A 14,096-nucleotide genomic window follows, 5' to 3' on the forward strand; every position below is an offset into this window, starting at 1 on the left:
TATAACTCTTGCAATTAACCCTGGCGCTGTTTGTGACGCGGATCCGTACAAATCACGCGAACCACACCCTTGCGACGAATAATCTTGCAGTTACGGCAAATTTTCTTAACCGACGCCGAAACCTTCATTTCAATCTCCTAAACAGTTCATAAAAAACTTAATTATTTCGCTCGAAAGACGATTCGAGCTCTTGTCAAGTCGTAAGGTGTCAGCTCCACCGTAACTTTGTCACCCGGCAAGATACGAATATAGTGCATCCGCATCTTCCCAGAGATGTGCCCAAGAACGACATGCCCATTCTCGAGCCTGACTCGAAATGTTGCATTGGGAAGATTTTCGACAATCTCCCCTTGCATCTGAATAACATCATCTTTTGCCATAAATCGAAATCTCAAGAAGCCTTGAAATTAGCTTTCTTTAATAAAGATTCATATTGTTGAGACATCAAATAGTTCTGGACTTGAGACATAAAGTCCATGGTCACAACCACAATAATCAACAAGGAAGTGCCGCCAAAATAGAACGGGACGTTATATTTCAAGATCAAGAATTCTGGCAACAAACAAACCAACGTGATGTAAATAGCACCGATAAAAGTTAACCGAAGCAATATTTTGTCAATGTACTTGGCCGTGTTCTCACCTGGCCGTATACCCGGCACGAAAGCACCACTCTTCTTCAAGTTGTCCGCGGTGTCCTTGCTGTTAAACACCAGAGCCGTATAAAAGAAGCAGAAGAAAATGATTGCTGCAGCGTAAAACATCACATACAGAGGCTGCCCTGGCGACAGAGAACCAGCGATATCCTTGAGCCAACGCATCGACTCACCTGCACTGAACCAACCCACGACCGTGGCAGGCAGCAAGATGATGGACGAAGCGAAGATAGGAGGAATAACGCCAGCCATATTCAACTTCAAAGGCAGATGTGAGGACTGTCCGCCATATACCTTGTTTCCCACCTGTCTGCGAGCGTAATTGACCAATATCTTTCGCTGACCACGCTCCACGAACACCACAAAATAAGTAACCAAGCCTACCAGAAGAACAATAAGCAAAGAAACAATGATGCTCATTGCGCCAGTTCTCACCAGCTCCAACAGTCCGCCGACCGCACTGGGTAGGCCGGCAGCGATGCCAGCAAAAATAATGATCGAGATACCGTTACCTAGACCCCGCTCGGTAATTTGCTCACCAAGCCACATGAGAAAAAGAGTGCCCGCCGTTAGGGAAACAACTGCGGTAACCCTGAAACCAAAGCCTGGTGAAATTACTAGGCCAGCCGAGCTTTCCAGTGCGATAGCGATACCAAGGGACTGGAAGGTTGCGAGACCGAGTGTACCGTAACGGGTATATTGGGTAATCTTTCGGCGACCAGCTTCGCCCTCTTTCTTCAACTGCTCAACGGCTGGCAGCACATACCCCATTAACTGCATGATAATTGATGCAGAGATATACGGCATGATACCAAGAGCGAACACGGTAAAACGCGACAAAGCGCCGCCGGAGAACATGTTGAACATGCCCAAAATACCGCCCTGCTGGCCCTTGAAGAACTGTTGCAACTGGGTGGCGTCAATACCTGGCACGGGGATGTGCGCACCGACACGGTAAACCACCAGCGCCAACAGCAGAAAAGTAAGGCGGCGACGCAGGTCACCGTACTTGCCCGCCTTCGCTAAAGATGCTGAACTGGTTGCCACTTGCAGTCTTCTCGTGTGCTGAATTAAACGAACGAGCCGCCGGCGGCTTCAATCGCCAGCTTTGCAGCGGCAGTCGCGCCAATACCCGACAGTTTCACCGCCTTGGTAATCTCACCGGTCTTGATAATCTTCACGATCTTGGCTAATTCGCCAACCAACCCGGCCTGCTTGAGCACAACCAAATTGACCTCAGCGACATCGAGCAAGTTCAGCGAAGTCAAAGTGACCTCAGCGTTAAACTTCAACAAGGCCGACTTGAAACCTCGCTTGGGCAAACGACGCTGCATGGGCATTTGACCGCCTTCGAAGCCGACTTTGTGGTAGCCGCCAGCACGAGATTTTTGACCCTTGTGCCCACGACCAGCAGTTTTACCGATACCCGAACCAATACCACGACCAACACGACGCTTGTAATGTTTAGCGCCATCAGCGGGCTTAATACCATTCAATTCCATCATGAACCTCTTAGAGCACCTTGACCAGGTAACTGATCTTGTTAATCATGCCACGCACTTCAGGCGTATCGACCAGAACACTGGTACTGCGCATCTTGCGCAATCCCAAGCCACGAACCGTAGCACGGTGCGAAGCTGCGCACCCGATAGGGCTGCGAACCAGTTGAACGGTTACTTTTTTCTCGGTTGTCATTTAGGAGCTCCGATCAGACGAACAGTTCTTCAATGGTCTTGCCGCGTTTGGCAGCAACCACTGAGGGCGTCGTGATATGTGACAACGCATCAAGCGTGGCACGAACCATGTTGTAGGGATTGCTGGAGCCGTGACTCTTGGCAACGATGTCAGTTATACCCACGACCTCGAACACAGCGCGCATCGGCCCGCCGGCAATGATGCCGGTCCCCTTAGGGGCAGGCGCCATCATGACAGAAGCCGCACCGTGTTGGCCCATGACTTTATGATGAATGGTGCCGTTTTTCAGCGCAACCTTCGCCATGTTGCGGCGTGCTTCTTCCATGGCCTTTTGCACCGCTGCAGGCACTTCTTTAGATTTACCCTTGCCCATGCCCACTGTGCCATCACCATCACCAACAACGGTGAGTGCCGCAAAGCCAAGGATCCGACCCCCCTTGACGACCTTGGTCACACGATTGATCGCGATCATCTTTTCGCGCAAACCGTCCTCGGGACCCTCAGCCTTACCCTGCATCTTCGCTTGTACTTTAGCCATCTTAATTTCCGATCTGCTTAAAACTGCAAGCCAGCTTCGCGTGCCGCATCAGCCAACGCTTTTACGCGGCCATGGTACGCAAACCCTGCCCGATCAAAGGCAACTTTCTCGACACCGACAGCCTTGGCTTTTTCAGCCAAACGCTTGCCAATCATCTGAGCAGCTGCCAAATTGCCACCCTTACCGGACCCACCCAACGACTGCCGGACTTCGGCTTCTGCGGTGGATGCGGTGGCGAGAACCGTGGCGCCGTCGCCCGATATCACGCTTGCGTAAATGTGCAGATTGGTGCGATTCACGGTCAAGCGAGCAACGCCCTGGTTGGCAATCCGTATTCGAGTCTGCCGAGCTCTGCGAAGACGCTGTTCTTTTTTGGTCAACATAGTGCTGCTCCTTATTTCTTCTTGGTTTCTTTGATCGCGACTTTTTCATCCGCATATCGGATGCCCTTGCCTTTGTAAGGCTCCGGAGGACGAATAGCACGAATCTCAGCAGCGACCTGACCAACACGCTGACGGTCAGCGCCTTTGATGACGATCTCGGTCGGTGTTGGCGTTGCCACGGTGATACCGTCAGGCATATCCTTGTTCACCGGATGAGAGTACCCCACCACCAAGTTGAGCTTAGCGCCTTGGGCCTGAGCCTTGTAACCCACGCCAATCAAGGTGAGCTTCTTTTCAAAACCCTTGCTGACGCCGACCACCATGTTGTTAATCAACTGACGGAAGGTGCCAGACATAGCATCGGCCTCCCTAGAATCATTGGCGGCTTCGAAACTGACTTTGCCACCTTCGCTGGTGACCTTGACCAGGCTGTTTTGCGTCAAAGACAACAAACCGCCAGCGCCCTTGACGCTGACTTGTTGCTCAGACAAAACCACTTCCACCCCAGCAGGAATGGCAACGGGCATTTTTCCAATACGAGACATGTTCTGTTACTCCTAAATGTCACGCATCAGGCGACGTAGCAAAGAACTTCACCACCGACACCGGTAGCGCGCGCCTTGCGATCGGTCATGACGCCCTTAGGCGTTGTGACAATCGCCACACCTAGGCCGTTTTGCACTTGGGGAATGGCGCCACTGCCGCGATAGACACGCAAACCCGGGCGACTTACGCGCTCGATACGTTCAATGACTGGGCGGCCAGCGTAGTACTTCAATGCGATTTCCAGCTCAGACTTGCCATCCACCGAAGTTACTTTGAAATCATCGATGTAACCCTCGTCCTTCAGGACTTGGGCAATAGCAACCTTGACTTTGGAAGAAGGCACCCGAACGGATGTTTTGGCCACCATCTGCGCATTGCGAATGCGCGTCAACAGGTCAGCAATAGGATCACTCATACTCATATCTATGTCTCCTGCCGCTTACCAGCTTGCCTTGACCATGCCGGGGATTTCACCAGCAAAAGCCATTTCACGAATTTTTGCCCGAGCCAAACCGAACTGTGCAAAGGTGCCGCGAGGACGACCTGTGATAGCACAACGGTTGCGCTGACGCGTTGGGTTTGCATTACGGGGCAACATTTGCAAGCCGAGGCGAGCTGCTGCACGCTCTTCGTCCGTGCGCTTGGCATCGGTCGATATAGCTTTCAACTCAGCATGCTTCTTTGCATACTTGGCAACCAGTTTGTCGCGCTTTTTTTCACGCTCGATTAAAGCCATCTTAGCCACAGGTCACCTCAGTTCTTGAAGGGGAAACGGAAACCTGCGAGCAGTGCTTTGCACTCGTCATCGGTTTTGGCCGTTGTTGTGATGCTGATGTTGAGGCCGCGCAAGGCATCAACCTTGTCATACTCAATCTCAGGGAAAATGATTTGCTCTTTAACGCCGATGTTGTAGTTACCACGACCATCGAAAGAGCGACCAGAGATACCACGGAAGTCGCGAACACGAGGCAAAGCCACAGTGACAAAGCGATCCAGGAACTCATACATTAGCGCACCGCGCAAAGTCACCATGCAGCCAATAGCCTGATTTTCACGAATCTTAAAGCCAGCGATCGCCTTCTTCGACATCGTCACCACAGGTTTTTGCCCCGCGATTTTGGTCAGGTCAGCCACAGCATGATCCATCACCTTCTTGTCAGCAACCGCTTCACTGACACCCATATTCAAGGTGATCTTGGTGAGGCGAGGCACTTCCATGGGTGACTTGTAACCAAACTTTTCGATTAGTTCAGGCGCCAATTTTTCGCGGTAGATTTGTTGCAAACGAGCCATGTTCATGCCACCTTGATTTCTTCGCCGCTTGACTTGTAAACGCGAACGCGCTTGCCGTCAGCCTGCAACTTAATGCCCACACGATCAGCCTTGCCTGTTGCTGCATTGAAGATAGCAACATTGGACTGGTGGATGGGCATGGTTTTTTCAACGATGCCACCGGCCTCACCCTTCATCGGGTTTGGCTTGGCATGCTTCTTCACCGTGTTGACGCCCTCAACCACGATATGAGAGTCATCACTGCGCAGCGACACTTTGCCGCGCTTACCTTTATCGCGCCCAGTGAGCACAATGACATCGTCGCCTTTGCGAATTTTTTTCATGGGAAGTCCTTACAAAACTTCAGGTGCCAGCGACACAATCTTCATGAACTTTTCAGTGCGCAATTCACGCGTCACTGGTCCAAAGATACGGGTGCCAATCGGCTCCAGCTTGGCATTCAGCAACACCGCGGCATTGCCATCAAATTTAACCAGCGAGCCATCGCTACGACGAATGCCCTTGGCAGTGCGAACAACCACAGCACTGTAAACATCGCCTTTTTTGACTCGGCCACGCGGTGCAGCTTCTTTAATGCTAACTTTAATGATGTCGCCAACACTGGCGTAGCGCCGCTTGGATCCGCCCAGCACCTTAATGCACAGAACGGACTTCGCGCCAGTGTTGTCGGCGACTTCGAGTCGAGATTCAGTTTGGATCATTTATTTATTCCCAACTTGCACCAGATGTTCACTTGCACAACGCAAATGCTTTTCCAGTCAGTCTTGGGCCCGTTGCACTCGGTATGAACCACTCACACCGCAAGCTTTGGGCAGACACTTCATGCTTTTTCAAGCGAAGCCCTGGATTATGCACTGAAAAACACGCTCGATCAAACGTTTTTATTCAGTTACAACAAATATTGCTGTAACAACGCTTGAAAGCCGGCCACATTGACATTGGTCCCGGTCCCTTGCTACAGGATTTCACTGACGCGGGATGCCAGATCATCGACCACGTGCTTATTCAGGAGCAGCAGTCGCGGTCGTCGGGTCAAGACGGCTTCAAGCGTCGAGACGTACATACAGTGCGCCGCAAAGGATGGTGGCGCCTGCGGGAGGGATCTGCTCACGCAATTTCGCGCCGACTTGCTTGGCATTCACGTCATTCACGTCATTCGCCCGGTTCTCACCAAAACCACCGCGCTGGGGCGGCCTCTCTGACGGGCTTAGTCACCGTCATTCTCAAACACCGACGCGCTCGCCGCCCATCGGGATGCAAAGCGGCGCTTTGCGCCCCGCATCACACACCGGGAACATGCGGTGCGCCAGACCGTGGTGTAAGGCAACGTTGACAGGTTGTCAGCGTTATTGATTAGACTAGGCGATTCCCACAATACAACAGCGGTCTGGAACCGCATACCCTTATGAGCGAACGCATTGCATTTATCGGCGGCGGCAACATGGCCAGCGCCATCATCGGCGGACTGATCAAACAAGGCGTTTTGCCGCAGAACATCGACGTGGTCGAGCCTTCAGAAGAAGCGCGCAACCAGCTCCATAGCAGTTTTGGCATCACAGCGCAGGCCCAGGCCAGTGCAGCACTGGCCGGTGCGGGCTTGGTGGTATGGGCAGTCAAACCGCAAGCCTTCAAGGAAGCCGCGTTGGCGGCAGCGCCTTTTACCGCCAACGCCTTGCACCTGAGCGTGGCCGCGGGCATCAATACTGACAGCATTGCCGCCTGGCTTGGCAGCGAGCGTTTGGTGCGCGCCATGCCCAACACACCGGCACTGGTAGGCAAAGGCATCAGCGGGCTGTTTGCCCGAGCGGGCGTTTCTGCCGAGGATCAAAAACGCGTGGAACAAGTGATCTGCACTACGGGTGAGTTCCTGTGGCTCGATACCGAAGACAAGCTCGATGTGGTCACCGCCTTGTCAGGTTCTGGCCCAGCCTATGTGTTTTATTTCATGGAAGCCATGACCACGGCCGGTACCGAGATGGGCCTGGAACGCGAGCAGGCGCACAAATTGGCCGTGGCAACTTTTGCCGGCGCCAGCGACTTGGCCCAAACCTCTGCCGAGTCACCCCAACAGTTGCGCCAGCGCGTCACCTCCAAAGGCGGCACCACCGCAGCGGCCATTGCCAGCATGGAAGACAACGATGTGCGAGCTTTGCTGATTGATGCCATGTACGCCGCCCGCGAGCGCGCCAAAAAACTGGGTGCTGAATTCGGCGCTGCCTGAGTTTGCGCTAGCCAACAGTGTGTTGGCTAGCAACATCAGTGACTGACGTCCGCATTGGATCACGTAGTTTGGTTTCTACTTTCTCAAACGCCTTGTTGCGCGGTCTGGGGCGAGCCTGGGTATTGATCGTGTCGCTGGTGATTGCTTTGTCCCTCGTACGACTGGGGCAGCTGGTCTATTTTTGGCCATCCGGCTATCAGGCGCCTTACACCGATGTCGCCATGGTGGCGCTGCAGGGGTTGCGGTTCGACTTGAAAGTGAGTGCCATTGCAGGGTTTTTGTTGCTCCTGATCTTGCCTTGGGTATCCGGTCGGATCGCCAGATACATCGCTGCGGCGGTCGCGTTCGGCTACATCATGACGTCTTTGATCAACCTGCACTACTTCGGGTTTTACAAGACACCAATTGATCCCATGGTGTTTGGTTTGGTGGAGGACGACACTGCGGCGGTATTGACAACCATTTGGCACGACTTCCCGGTTGTTCTGACCCTGGTTCTGGGGATCGTTCTCACGGTAGGTACGGTGGCTGGGCACCGATGGCTGATACGCCGGATGAAGCCTGACACGGTGCTGCGCACCAAACCATTGGCACTGAAACTCACCGTGATTGTGGTGGCCTTGTTTGCGCTCCTGCTCGCGGGAAAAGGGACGCTGCGTGCCATGGCTTTGCAGCGCCAGCATCTGACCGTTACCACCTCCCAGTTCCTCAATGACATGGTGCCTAACGGTGTGATTGCGCTGAAATACGCCTGGGACAGCCGGGGTTTGTCGCAAGACCTGCAAAATCCACTTGCAGGACTGAAGTCTATGGGTTTCGACTCGCCACGGGTTGCGGCAGCTGCCTTAGGTTTGCCGCATGACAGCGAAGCTGCCGTCAAAGCCGCCTTGACGGCCCATGAGCTATTAACTAGCAGCACCAAGAAAAACCTGATTTTTTTCTTGATGGAGTCCTGGAGTGCCGAACCACTGCTGTACCAAAGTCCCCGCTTTGATGTGATGGGGCGCATGGCCAGCACCATGGACAAAGCCTGTCATTTCAGCAACTTTGACTCTGCCCAGGGCGGCACACACCCGGCTCTGGAAGCCATCCTGTTTTCGACGCCGATTACCCCGCTCACGTTGGGCAACGTGGGACGCAAACCGATCCCCTGGTCTGTGCCGTTGGTGATTCGTCAAGCGGGTTACCAAACTTTGTTTGTCACATCGGGCCGCGCTGGCTGGCGGGACATCAACCGCGTTTTCAAGGTCCAAGGGTTTGACGAGATCGTTGATGCCAACACCCTCAAAGAGACTTATCCGGAGGCTCAACTGGGCATTTGGGGCGTTTGGGACGGGTATTTGTTCAAATATCTGAAGCAGCGCCTGGCTGCCCAGCCAGCCAACAAACCGCTGTTTGTGTTTGTGCTGTCGTCCACCAACCACCCGCCCTATGACTTGCCACCAGATTACCAGCGAGTGCCGCGGGACATGGCCCTGTGGGGCGGCGAGACCAGCTCAGACACACTCCTGCTGAATCTTGACACCTACCATTACGCCACCGATCTGCTTGGCGGCTTTGTGCAGGACATCCAGAAGGGGCCGCAGTACGACCACACCATCGTGGCGGCCACCGGTGACCACAACGTCCGAAGCTTTGGGGTCTACGCCGACAGCCGACGTCGTTACCTGATGCACCAGGTGCCATTTGTCATTTGGGGCAAAAACCTGTCCTGTGGCAATCAGCAGAGTTTGCCCGCCAGCCATCGGGACATGTTCAGTACCTTACTGCCATTGGTTGGGGTCACCGGCCCCTATGTCAACACCGGGCGCAACCTGCTACACACCCTGCCCGACACACCCGACCCAATCAACGCGCCACGCGCACTCTTTTTTCCAGGTGAGGCACGTAACGCCCAAGGCGTCTGGCAGTTGGGCAACAAAGATTCTTTTTCCTGCAGTTCAGCCCACCCATCGGCTGGTGATTGCCACTTCAGCGCACAAGACGACCTCCAGGAGCGTGCGCGATATGGCCTGCTTGACTGGAACGTGCGCAGCGCCCTCAAAAACTAGCAAGCGGTGGCACAGCCGGGACGACTTGGCTGTCTTGGCATCATGGCATCATGGCATCATGGCATCATGGCAAGCTGTAGCTGGCCGCAATGCCTACAAACACAGTGAACCCCAACCAGTGGTTGAGTCGGAAAGCTTTGAAACAGCCCTCTCGGGTGCGCTGACGAATCAGCGTGTAGTGCCAGGCCACTTGCACCAAAGCTACACCGATAGCTACAAAATAAATAGCTCCTAGCGCATATGGCATAAGGGCTAGAGCCCAAAACCCTATATATATCAGATAAAACAACAGGACGGCTGATACGTCCCATCGGCCCAGGGTGATGGCCGAGGTTTTCATGCCAATCTTCAGATCATCGTCACGGTCCACCATGGCGTATTCGGTGTCGTAGGCCAGCACCCAGCAGAGGTTGCCCAGGAACAGCAGCCAGGCCAGTGGCGGCACCGCCCCCTGCACTGCGGCAAAAGCCATCGGGATGCCCATGCCAAACGCCAGTCCCAGCACCGCCTGCGGCATCGACACCCAGCGTTTGGCATAGGGGTAAATCAAGGTCACCGCCAGCGCCGCAAATGACAACGCCACGGTGAGTCTGTTGGTGGTGAGCACCAGCGCAAATGACAGCAGCGCCAGCACTGCACCCACACCCAGGGCCTCTTTTACCGATACCGCGCCGCTGGTGACCGGGCGCTGCGCGGTGCGCTTGACGTGTTTATCAAACTCGCGGTCGGCCACGTCGTTGATACAGCAGCCCGCGCTGCGCATCAGGATCGTGCCCAGAACAAAAACGCTCAGCAAATGCCAGCCCGGAAACCCGCCTGCGGCCACCCACAACGCACCCAGCGTGGGCCACAACAGCAGCAGCCAACCAGCAGGGCGGCTCCAGCGGATCAAATCCAGGTACAGGCCCAGCTTCTTCTGCAGAAAACTCACTCGCACACCCTCTTTGGCTGGTTCAGGAAAGCCGCGTCACACCGGGCAATTCGCAGGCGTAAATCGCGTTACGCAGCGCGGCAATCGCCTCGTAACGGGTGAAACTGCGCCGCCAGGCCAGCACCACTCGGCGTGTGGGTGGGTCACCTTCAAACGGCAGGTATTTGATGTAGGCCTCGTCTTGCCGCTGACGCTTGGGTTTCAACTGCAGCGCCTCTTTGGGCACGCTTAGCCGTGGCACCAGCGTGACGCCCATGCCAGCGGCGACCATGTGCTTGATGGTTTCCAGCGACGAGCCCTCGAAACTTTTGCGAATCCCTTCAGCGTTGCTTGAAAAGCGCGCGAACTCCGGGCAAACCTCCAGCACATGGTCCCGAAAGCAATGCCCACTGCCCAGCAGCAGCATGGTCTCGTTCTTCAGCTGCTCGCTGGTCACACTGGTTTGGCTGGCAAACGGGTGCTTCATCGGCACGGCTGCATAAAAAGGCTCGTCGTACAGCGGGGCTACCGCCAGCCCGGCATCAGGAAAAGGCTCGGCCAAAATCGTGCAGTCGATCTCTCCGGTGCGCAGCATGTCAAGGAGCTTGACGGTGAAGTTTTCCTGCAACATCAGCGGCATCTCGGGCGTGTGTTCAATCATCTGACGCACCAGCGACGGCAGCAGGTAGGGGCTGATGGTGTAAATCACGCCCAGCGTCAACGCGCCTGCCAACGGGTTTTTGCCGCGCTTGGCCATCTCTTTGATGGCAGCAGCCTGCTCCAGCACGCTTTGCGCCTGGCGGACGATTTCCTGGCCCAGCGCGGTGACAGCCACCTCATTGGCGCTGCGCTCAAAGAGCTTCACATCAAGCTCTTCTTCGAGCTTTTTCACCGCCACCGATAACGTCGGCTGCGACACGTAGCAGGCTTCAGCCGCCTTGCCAAAGTGCCGCTCGCGCGCCACCGCCACGATGTATTTGAGTTCAGTCAGGGTCATGGGCCTATTGTCTTATCAGAACAGCTGATTTGCCGGGTGAAATATCAAGTCGCACCGCCAGACCGGGTGCGATTCAACCTGATGCGACATCCTGAAGACATCAAGATTTCACGTCAACCCCGGCGCAGCGCATCAAACCCGGCACGGCGATTGGGTTATGCGCATGCGGTTCCGAGGTGAAAACACACGCGAAACTGCAGGGTAAGAACGCCCACAACTGTCGGCGCGCGCCTTTCACCCCGAAGCCCGGTCGCCTAACCCAATCACCGTGCCTAGCTCTGTCTGGGTCAGAATTTCTGCTGTCAACAATTCACATCCATTCGGGCCATATCCAGCGTAGGCAACTTTTGACTCGCCCCCTGCCAGCGTACCAAAACGCTCGCAAAATCAGTCGGGTGTGCGCTTTGCGTAGGTTAAGGAGGAGACCGCGCAGCGGGCGGGGGACACGTAGCCAAGCGCATCGCCCGGCTGATTCAACAACCACCGTGATATCAGCCTTCGACCCAGTAGACGCATCTGAGGTCAACATCACTTTGAATCGCACTCCGCCAGACCACCGGGCACTGGACCAGCGGCTGCTCATGCTTTCAAATACTCGGCCTTGGCGCCCAGCCAGCGCAGCACGTGCTTCTCAGCCAGAGACGGGTACCTGTCCAGCATCACCGGCGCCAACTCGCGCGCCCAGGCCAACAGATTTGCGTCGAGCACCACATCGGCAAAACGCAATAACGCGGCCCCCGACTGGCGCGCGCCCATGAACTCGCCGGGGCCGCGAATCTCCAGGTCGCGCCGGGCGATCTCGAAGCCGTCGTTGCTCTCGGCCATGGCACGCAAGCGCTCACGCGCGGTCTCGCTTAGGCGCGGCGCGTCACCTGTGCTGTAGAGCAACACGCAGGCCGAGGCCGCCGCACCCCGCCCGACCCGGCCGCGCAACTGGTGCAACTGCGACAGGCCAAAACGCTCGGCATGCTCAATCACCATCAGGCTGGCGTTGGGCACGTCTACCCCCACTTCAATGACGGTAGTGCTAACCAGCACCGCCATCTGCCCGCCGGTAAACAAGCTCATCACTGCGCGCTTTTCAGCCACAGGCATGCGCGAATGCAGCAGGCCCACCCTCACACCGGGCAGTGCAGCGCTAAGCTGGGCGTGAGTCTCGGTGGCGTTGGTCAGGTCCAGCGCCTCACTTTCCTCGATCAGCGGGCACACCCAATAGATTTGCCGCCCGTCTTCAATCTGGACGCGAATGCGCTCTACCACCTCGCCACGGCGTGCGTCGTTGACCACCTTGGTGATGATCGGCGTGCGCCCGGGCGGCAGCTCGTCGATGGTGGACACGTCCAGATCAGCGTAATAACTCATGGCCAGCGTGCGTGGAATCGGCGTGGCTGTCATCATCAAAAGATGTGGCTCCAGCGCGTCCACCAGTTTGCCGCGCAGGGCCAGGCGCTGCGCCACGCCAAAGCGGTGTTGCTCGTCGATGATGGCCAACGCCAGGCGGCTGAACTGCACCTTGTCCTGGATGATGGCGTGGGTGCCGATGACCAACTGCGCTTGGCCGCTGGCGATCAGCGCCAGCATCTCGCGGCGCTCTTTAGCCTTCTGGCTGCCGGTGAGCCAAGCCACGGTGATGCCCAGTGGCGCCAGCCAGCTCACCAGCTTGGCAAAGTGCTGGGTGGCCAGAATTTCGGTGGGGGCCATCAGCGCGCACTGCCAGCCCGCGTCGATGCACACCGTCGCAGCCAGCGCCGCCACCACGGTTTTGCCAGAGCCTACATCGCCTTGCAGCAGGCGGTGCATGGGCACGTTTTGAAGCAGGTCATGGGTGATTTCTTCGCAGACGCGGCGCTGGGCGGCGGTCAACTGGAAAGGCAGCGTAGCCAGCAGGCGCTCATGCAGGGTTGGCGTTGCGGCGTCTGCCGACACGGCGAAACCACTTGACGCTGCATGATCAGCGGGGCCGCTGAGTTCCCAGGGCTGGGCGCTTATCGCCACCGCATCGCCCAACGTTACCCGACCCAACACCGGTGCCCGTAGCGCTGCGCGCTCGCGTTTGGCCTGCAGTTGCGAGAGTTGCTGCGCGAGCAGTTCCTCGGCTTTGAGTCGCTGCCATGCCGGGTGGCTGTGGTCTTCCATCGCGGACAAGGTCGCATCGGGCGTTGGGTAGTGCAAAAACAAGAGCGCCTCACGCATATTCCATAAGGGCTGCAGGCCGATTTGACTTAAATAATCGGGCGGAATGGTGTCACTGAGGTCAGCCCGCGCCAAGCCGGCATCCACCGCCCGGCGCAGGTAGGCTTGCGGCAAACCCGCCATAGTGGGGTAGACCGGTGTCAACGCGGTCGCCAGCGCACCGCCTGCGGCTTTGAAGGCCGGGTGCATCATTGTCAGCCCGGCAAAACCACCACGAATTTCACCACGCACCCGCAATGGGTTGCCCACGGCCAGCGCCTTTTGCTGCGACGGGTAAAAGGTGAAAAAGCGCAGCAGGCAGGTGCCGGTGCCATCGTCCAGCGTCACCAGCAGCTGCCGGGTGCCGCCGAGCTTGACCTCACTGTGGCGCACGGTGCCTTCAATTTGTGCCACCTCACCCTCACGCACGTCGCGCAGCTTGACCAGCCGGGTTTCGTCCTCGTAGCGCAGCGGCAGGTGCAGCGCCAGATCAATGGCGCGGTTCAGGCCCAACTTACGCAGGGCTTTTTGCGGCCCGCTCAGGGGTTTGGGCGGTGACGCAACAGCGGGTTTGACGGGCAGCGTGAGCATGTGGCGATTTTGCACGTGCGGCAAGGCTAGCGGTGACTCGGCGT

General features: G+C 56.4%; 18 protein-coding genes. 2 read left to right on the forward strand and 16 right to left on the reverse strand.

What is annotated here, in order from left to right:
• Nucleotides 1-14: 14 nt before the first annotated feature.
• Genes rpmJ through rplN form a run of 13 tightly spaced genes read right to left on the reverse strand, consistent with a single transcriptional unit; the run spans nucleotide 15 to nucleotide 5,811 of the window.
• Nucleotides 15-128 carry a 50S ribosomal protein L36 gene (rpmJ, locus tag BLL52_RS04170; RefSeq protein ID WP_012348927.1) on the reverse strand — a complete coding sequence of 38 codons (114 nt, stop codon included), beginning with the start codon at nucleotides 126-128 and terminating at the stop codon, nucleotides 15-17.
• A 33-nt stretch (nucleotides 129-161) separates the two neighbouring features.
• Nucleotides 162-380 carry a translation initiation factor IF-1 gene (gene infA, locus BLL52_RS04175; RefSeq protein ID WP_075585448.1) on the reverse strand — a complete coding sequence of 73 codons (219 nt, stop codon included), beginning with the start codon at nucleotides 378-380 and terminating at the stop codon, nucleotides 162-164.
• Nucleotides 381-391: 11 nt separating this feature from the next.
• On the reverse strand, nucleotides 392-1,702 hold the full coding sequence (gene secY / locus BLL52_RS04180) for a preprotein translocase subunit SecY (protein WP_075585449.1): 1,311 nt from the start codon (nucleotides 1,700-1,702) through the stop codon (nucleotides 392-394).
• Between the two features lie 23 nt (nucleotides 1,703-1,725).
• Complete coding sequence (gene rplO / locus BLL52_RS04185) at nucleotides 1,726-2,157, reverse strand: 50S ribosomal protein L15 (protein ID WP_075585595.1); 432 nt, start codon at nucleotides 2,155-2,157, stop codon at nucleotides 1,726-1,728.
• Between the two features lie 10 nt (nucleotides 2,158-2,167).
• Nucleotides 2,168-2,350, reverse strand: a complete 183-nt coding sequence (rpmD, locus tag BLL52_RS04190) for a 50S ribosomal protein L30 (protein ID WP_075585450.1) — start codon at nucleotides 2,348-2,350, stop codon at nucleotides 2,168-2,170.
• Nucleotides 2,351-2,363: 13 nt separating this feature from the next.
• Nucleotides 2,364-2,888, reverse strand: coding sequence for a 30S ribosomal protein S5 (gene rpsE / locus BLL52_RS04195; protein WP_075585451.1), 525 nt, complete (start codon nucleotides 2,886-2,888; stop codon nucleotides 2,364-2,366).
• A gap of 17 nt (nucleotides 2,889-2,905) precedes the next feature.
• Nucleotides 2,906-3,271: a 50S ribosomal protein L18 gene (rplR, locus tag BLL52_RS04200; protein ID WP_075585452.1), complete on the reverse strand. Its 366-nt coding sequence runs from the start codon at nucleotides 3,269-3,271 to the stop codon at nucleotides 2,906-2,908.
• Between the two features lie 11 nt (nucleotides 3,272-3,282).
• Nucleotides 3,283-3,816 carry a 50S ribosomal protein L6 gene (rplF, locus tag BLL52_RS04205; RefSeq protein ID WP_075585453.1) on the reverse strand — a complete coding sequence of 178 codons (534 nt, stop codon included), beginning with the start codon at nucleotides 3,814-3,816 and terminating at the stop codon, nucleotides 3,283-3,285.
• Nucleotides 3,817-3,842: 26 nt separating this feature from the next.
• Complete coding sequence (gene rpsH / locus BLL52_RS04210; protein ID WP_075585454.1) at nucleotides 3,843-4,238, reverse strand: 30S ribosomal protein S8; 396 nt, start codon at nucleotides 4,236-4,238, stop codon at nucleotides 3,843-3,845.
• 18 nt (nucleotides 4,239-4,256) lie between these two features.
• A complete protein-coding gene (gene rpsN, locus BLL52_RS04215; RefSeq protein ID WP_075585455.1) occupies nucleotides 4,257-4,562 on the reverse strand; it encodes a 30S ribosomal protein S14 in 306 nt (101 codons plus the stop codon).
• Between the two features lie 8 nt (nucleotides 4,563-4,570).
• On the reverse strand, nucleotides 4,571-5,110 hold the full coding sequence (gene rplE, locus BLL52_RS04220) for a 50S ribosomal protein L5 (protein ID WP_075585596.1): 540 nt from the start codon (nucleotides 5,108-5,110) through the stop codon (nucleotides 4,571-4,573).
• Between the two features lie 2 nt (nucleotides 5,111-5,112).
• Nucleotides 5,113-5,433 carry a 50S ribosomal protein L24 gene (rplX, locus tag BLL52_RS04225; protein ID WP_075585456.1) on the reverse strand — a complete coding sequence of 107 codons (321 nt, stop codon included), beginning with the start codon at nucleotides 5,431-5,433 and terminating at the stop codon, nucleotides 5,113-5,115.
• Between the two features lie 9 nt (nucleotides 5,434-5,442).
• Nucleotides 5,443-5,811 (reverse strand): 50S ribosomal protein L14, encoded by a 369-nt coding sequence (gene rplN / locus BLL52_RS04230; RefSeq protein WP_075585457.1) that lies wholly within the window; start codon nucleotides 5,809-5,811, stop codon nucleotides 5,443-5,445.
• A gap of 704 nt (nucleotides 5,812-6,515) precedes the next feature.
• On the opposite strand from rplN, the gene proC reads away from it, so the two are divergent.
• Both proC and BLL52_RS04240 read left to right on the forward strand, forming a co-directional pair.
• Nucleotides 6,516-7,331, forward strand: coding sequence for a pyrroline-5-carboxylate reductase (gene proC / locus BLL52_RS04235; RefSeq protein ID WP_075585458.1), 816 nt, complete (start codon nucleotides 6,516-6,518; stop codon nucleotides 7,329-7,331).
• 68 nt (nucleotides 7,332-7,399) lie between these two features.
• Nucleotides 7,400-9,382 (forward strand): LTA synthase family protein, encoded by a 1,983-nt coding sequence (locus BLL52_RS04240; RefSeq protein WP_156876293.1) that lies wholly within the window; start codon nucleotides 7,400-7,402, stop codon nucleotides 9,380-9,382.
• A gap of 64 nt (nucleotides 9,383-9,446) precedes the next feature.
• On the opposite strand, the gene ubiA is transcribed toward BLL52_RS04240, so the two are convergent.
• The 3 genes from ubiA to recG all read right to left on the reverse strand — a co-directional run bounded on the left by ubiA (nucleotide 9,447) and on the right by recG (nucleotide 14,052).
• Nucleotides 9,447-10,313, reverse strand: coding sequence for a 4-hydroxybenzoate octaprenyltransferase (gene ubiA, locus BLL52_RS04245; protein ID WP_241838996.1), 867 nt, complete (start codon nucleotides 10,311-10,313; stop codon nucleotides 9,447-9,449).
• Between the two features lie 22 nt (nucleotides 10,314-10,335).
• A complete protein-coding gene (locus BLL52_RS04250; protein WP_075585461.1) occupies nucleotides 10,336-11,289 on the reverse strand; it encodes a LysR substrate-binding domain-containing protein in 954 nt (317 codons plus the stop codon).
• 579 nt (nucleotides 11,290-11,868) lie between these two features.
• The gene (gene recG / locus BLL52_RS04255; RefSeq protein ID WP_075585597.1) at nucleotides 11,869-14,052 is read right to left on the reverse strand and encodes an ATP-dependent DNA helicase RecG; all 2,184 of its coding nucleotides are present in this window, start codon (nucleotides 14,050-14,052) and stop codon (nucleotides 11,869-11,871) included.
• Nucleotides 14,053-14,096: the final 44 nt, after the last annotated feature.

Source organism: Rhodoferax antarcticus ANT.BR (genome assembly GCF_001938565.1).
In the GTDB taxonomy this organism is placed as follows: Bacteria; Pseudomonadota; Gammaproteobacteria; order Burkholderiales; family Burkholderiaceae_C; genus Rhodoferax; species Rhodoferax antarcticus.

What these genes read in the sequence shown, in the direction of transcription:
- rplF (WP_075585453.1), bottom strand. Translation starts at nt 3,816, where the DNA reads ATGTCTCGTATTGGAAAAATGCCCGTTGCCATTCCTGCTGGGGTGGAA.
- infA (WP_075585448.1), bottom strand. Translation starts at nt 380, where the DNA reads ATGGCAAAAGATGATGTTATTCAGATGCAAGGGGAGATTGTCGAAAAT.
- BLL52_RS04250 (WP_075585461.1), bottom strand. Translation starts at nt 11,289, where the DNA reads ATGACCCTGACTGAACTCAAATACATCGTGGCGGTGGCGCGCGAGCGG.
- proC (WP_075585458.1), top strand. Translation starts at nt 6,516, where the DNA reads ATGAGCGAACGCATTGCATTTATCGGCGGCGGCAACATGGCCAGCGCC.
- rplR (WP_075585452.1), bottom strand. Translation starts at nt 3,271, where the DNA reads ATGTTGACCAAAAAAGAACAGCGTCTTCGCAGAGCTCGGCAGACTCGA.
- rplX (WP_075585456.1), bottom strand. Translation starts at nt 5,433, where the DNA reads ATGAAAAAAATTCGCAAAGGCGACGATGTCATTGTGCTCACTGGGCGC.
- rpmD (WP_075585450.1), bottom strand. Translation starts at nt 2,350, where the DNA reads ATGACAACCGAGAAAAAAGTAACCGTTCAACTGGTTCGCAGCCCTATC.
- recG (WP_075585597.1), bottom strand. Translation starts at nt 14,052, where the DNA reads ATGCTCACGCTGCCCGTCAAACCCGCTGTTGCGTCACCGCCCAAACCC.
- rplN (WP_075585457.1), bottom strand. Translation starts at nt 5,811, where the DNA reads ATGATCCAAACTGAATCTCGACTCGAAGTCGCCGACAACACTGGCGCG.
- rplE (WP_075585596.1), bottom strand. Translation starts at nt 5,110, where the DNA reads ATGGCTCGTTTGCAACAAATCTACCGCGAAAAATTGGCGCCTGAACTA.
- rpsH (WP_075585454.1), bottom strand. Translation starts at nt 4,238, where the DNA reads ATGAGTATGAGTGATCCTATTGCTGACCTGTTGACGCGCATTCGCAAT.
- rpsE (WP_075585451.1), bottom strand. Translation starts at nt 2,888, where the DNA reads ATGGCTAAAGTACAAGCGAAGATGCAGGGTAAGGCTGAGGGTCCCGAG.
- rpmJ (WP_012348927.1), bottom strand. Translation starts at nt 128, where the DNA reads ATGAAGGTTTCGGCGTCGGTTAAGAAAATTTGCCGTAACTGCAAGATT.
- rplO (WP_075585595.1), bottom strand. Translation starts at nt 2,157, where the DNA reads ATGGAATTGAATGGTATTAAGCCCGCTGATGGCGCTAAACATTACAAG.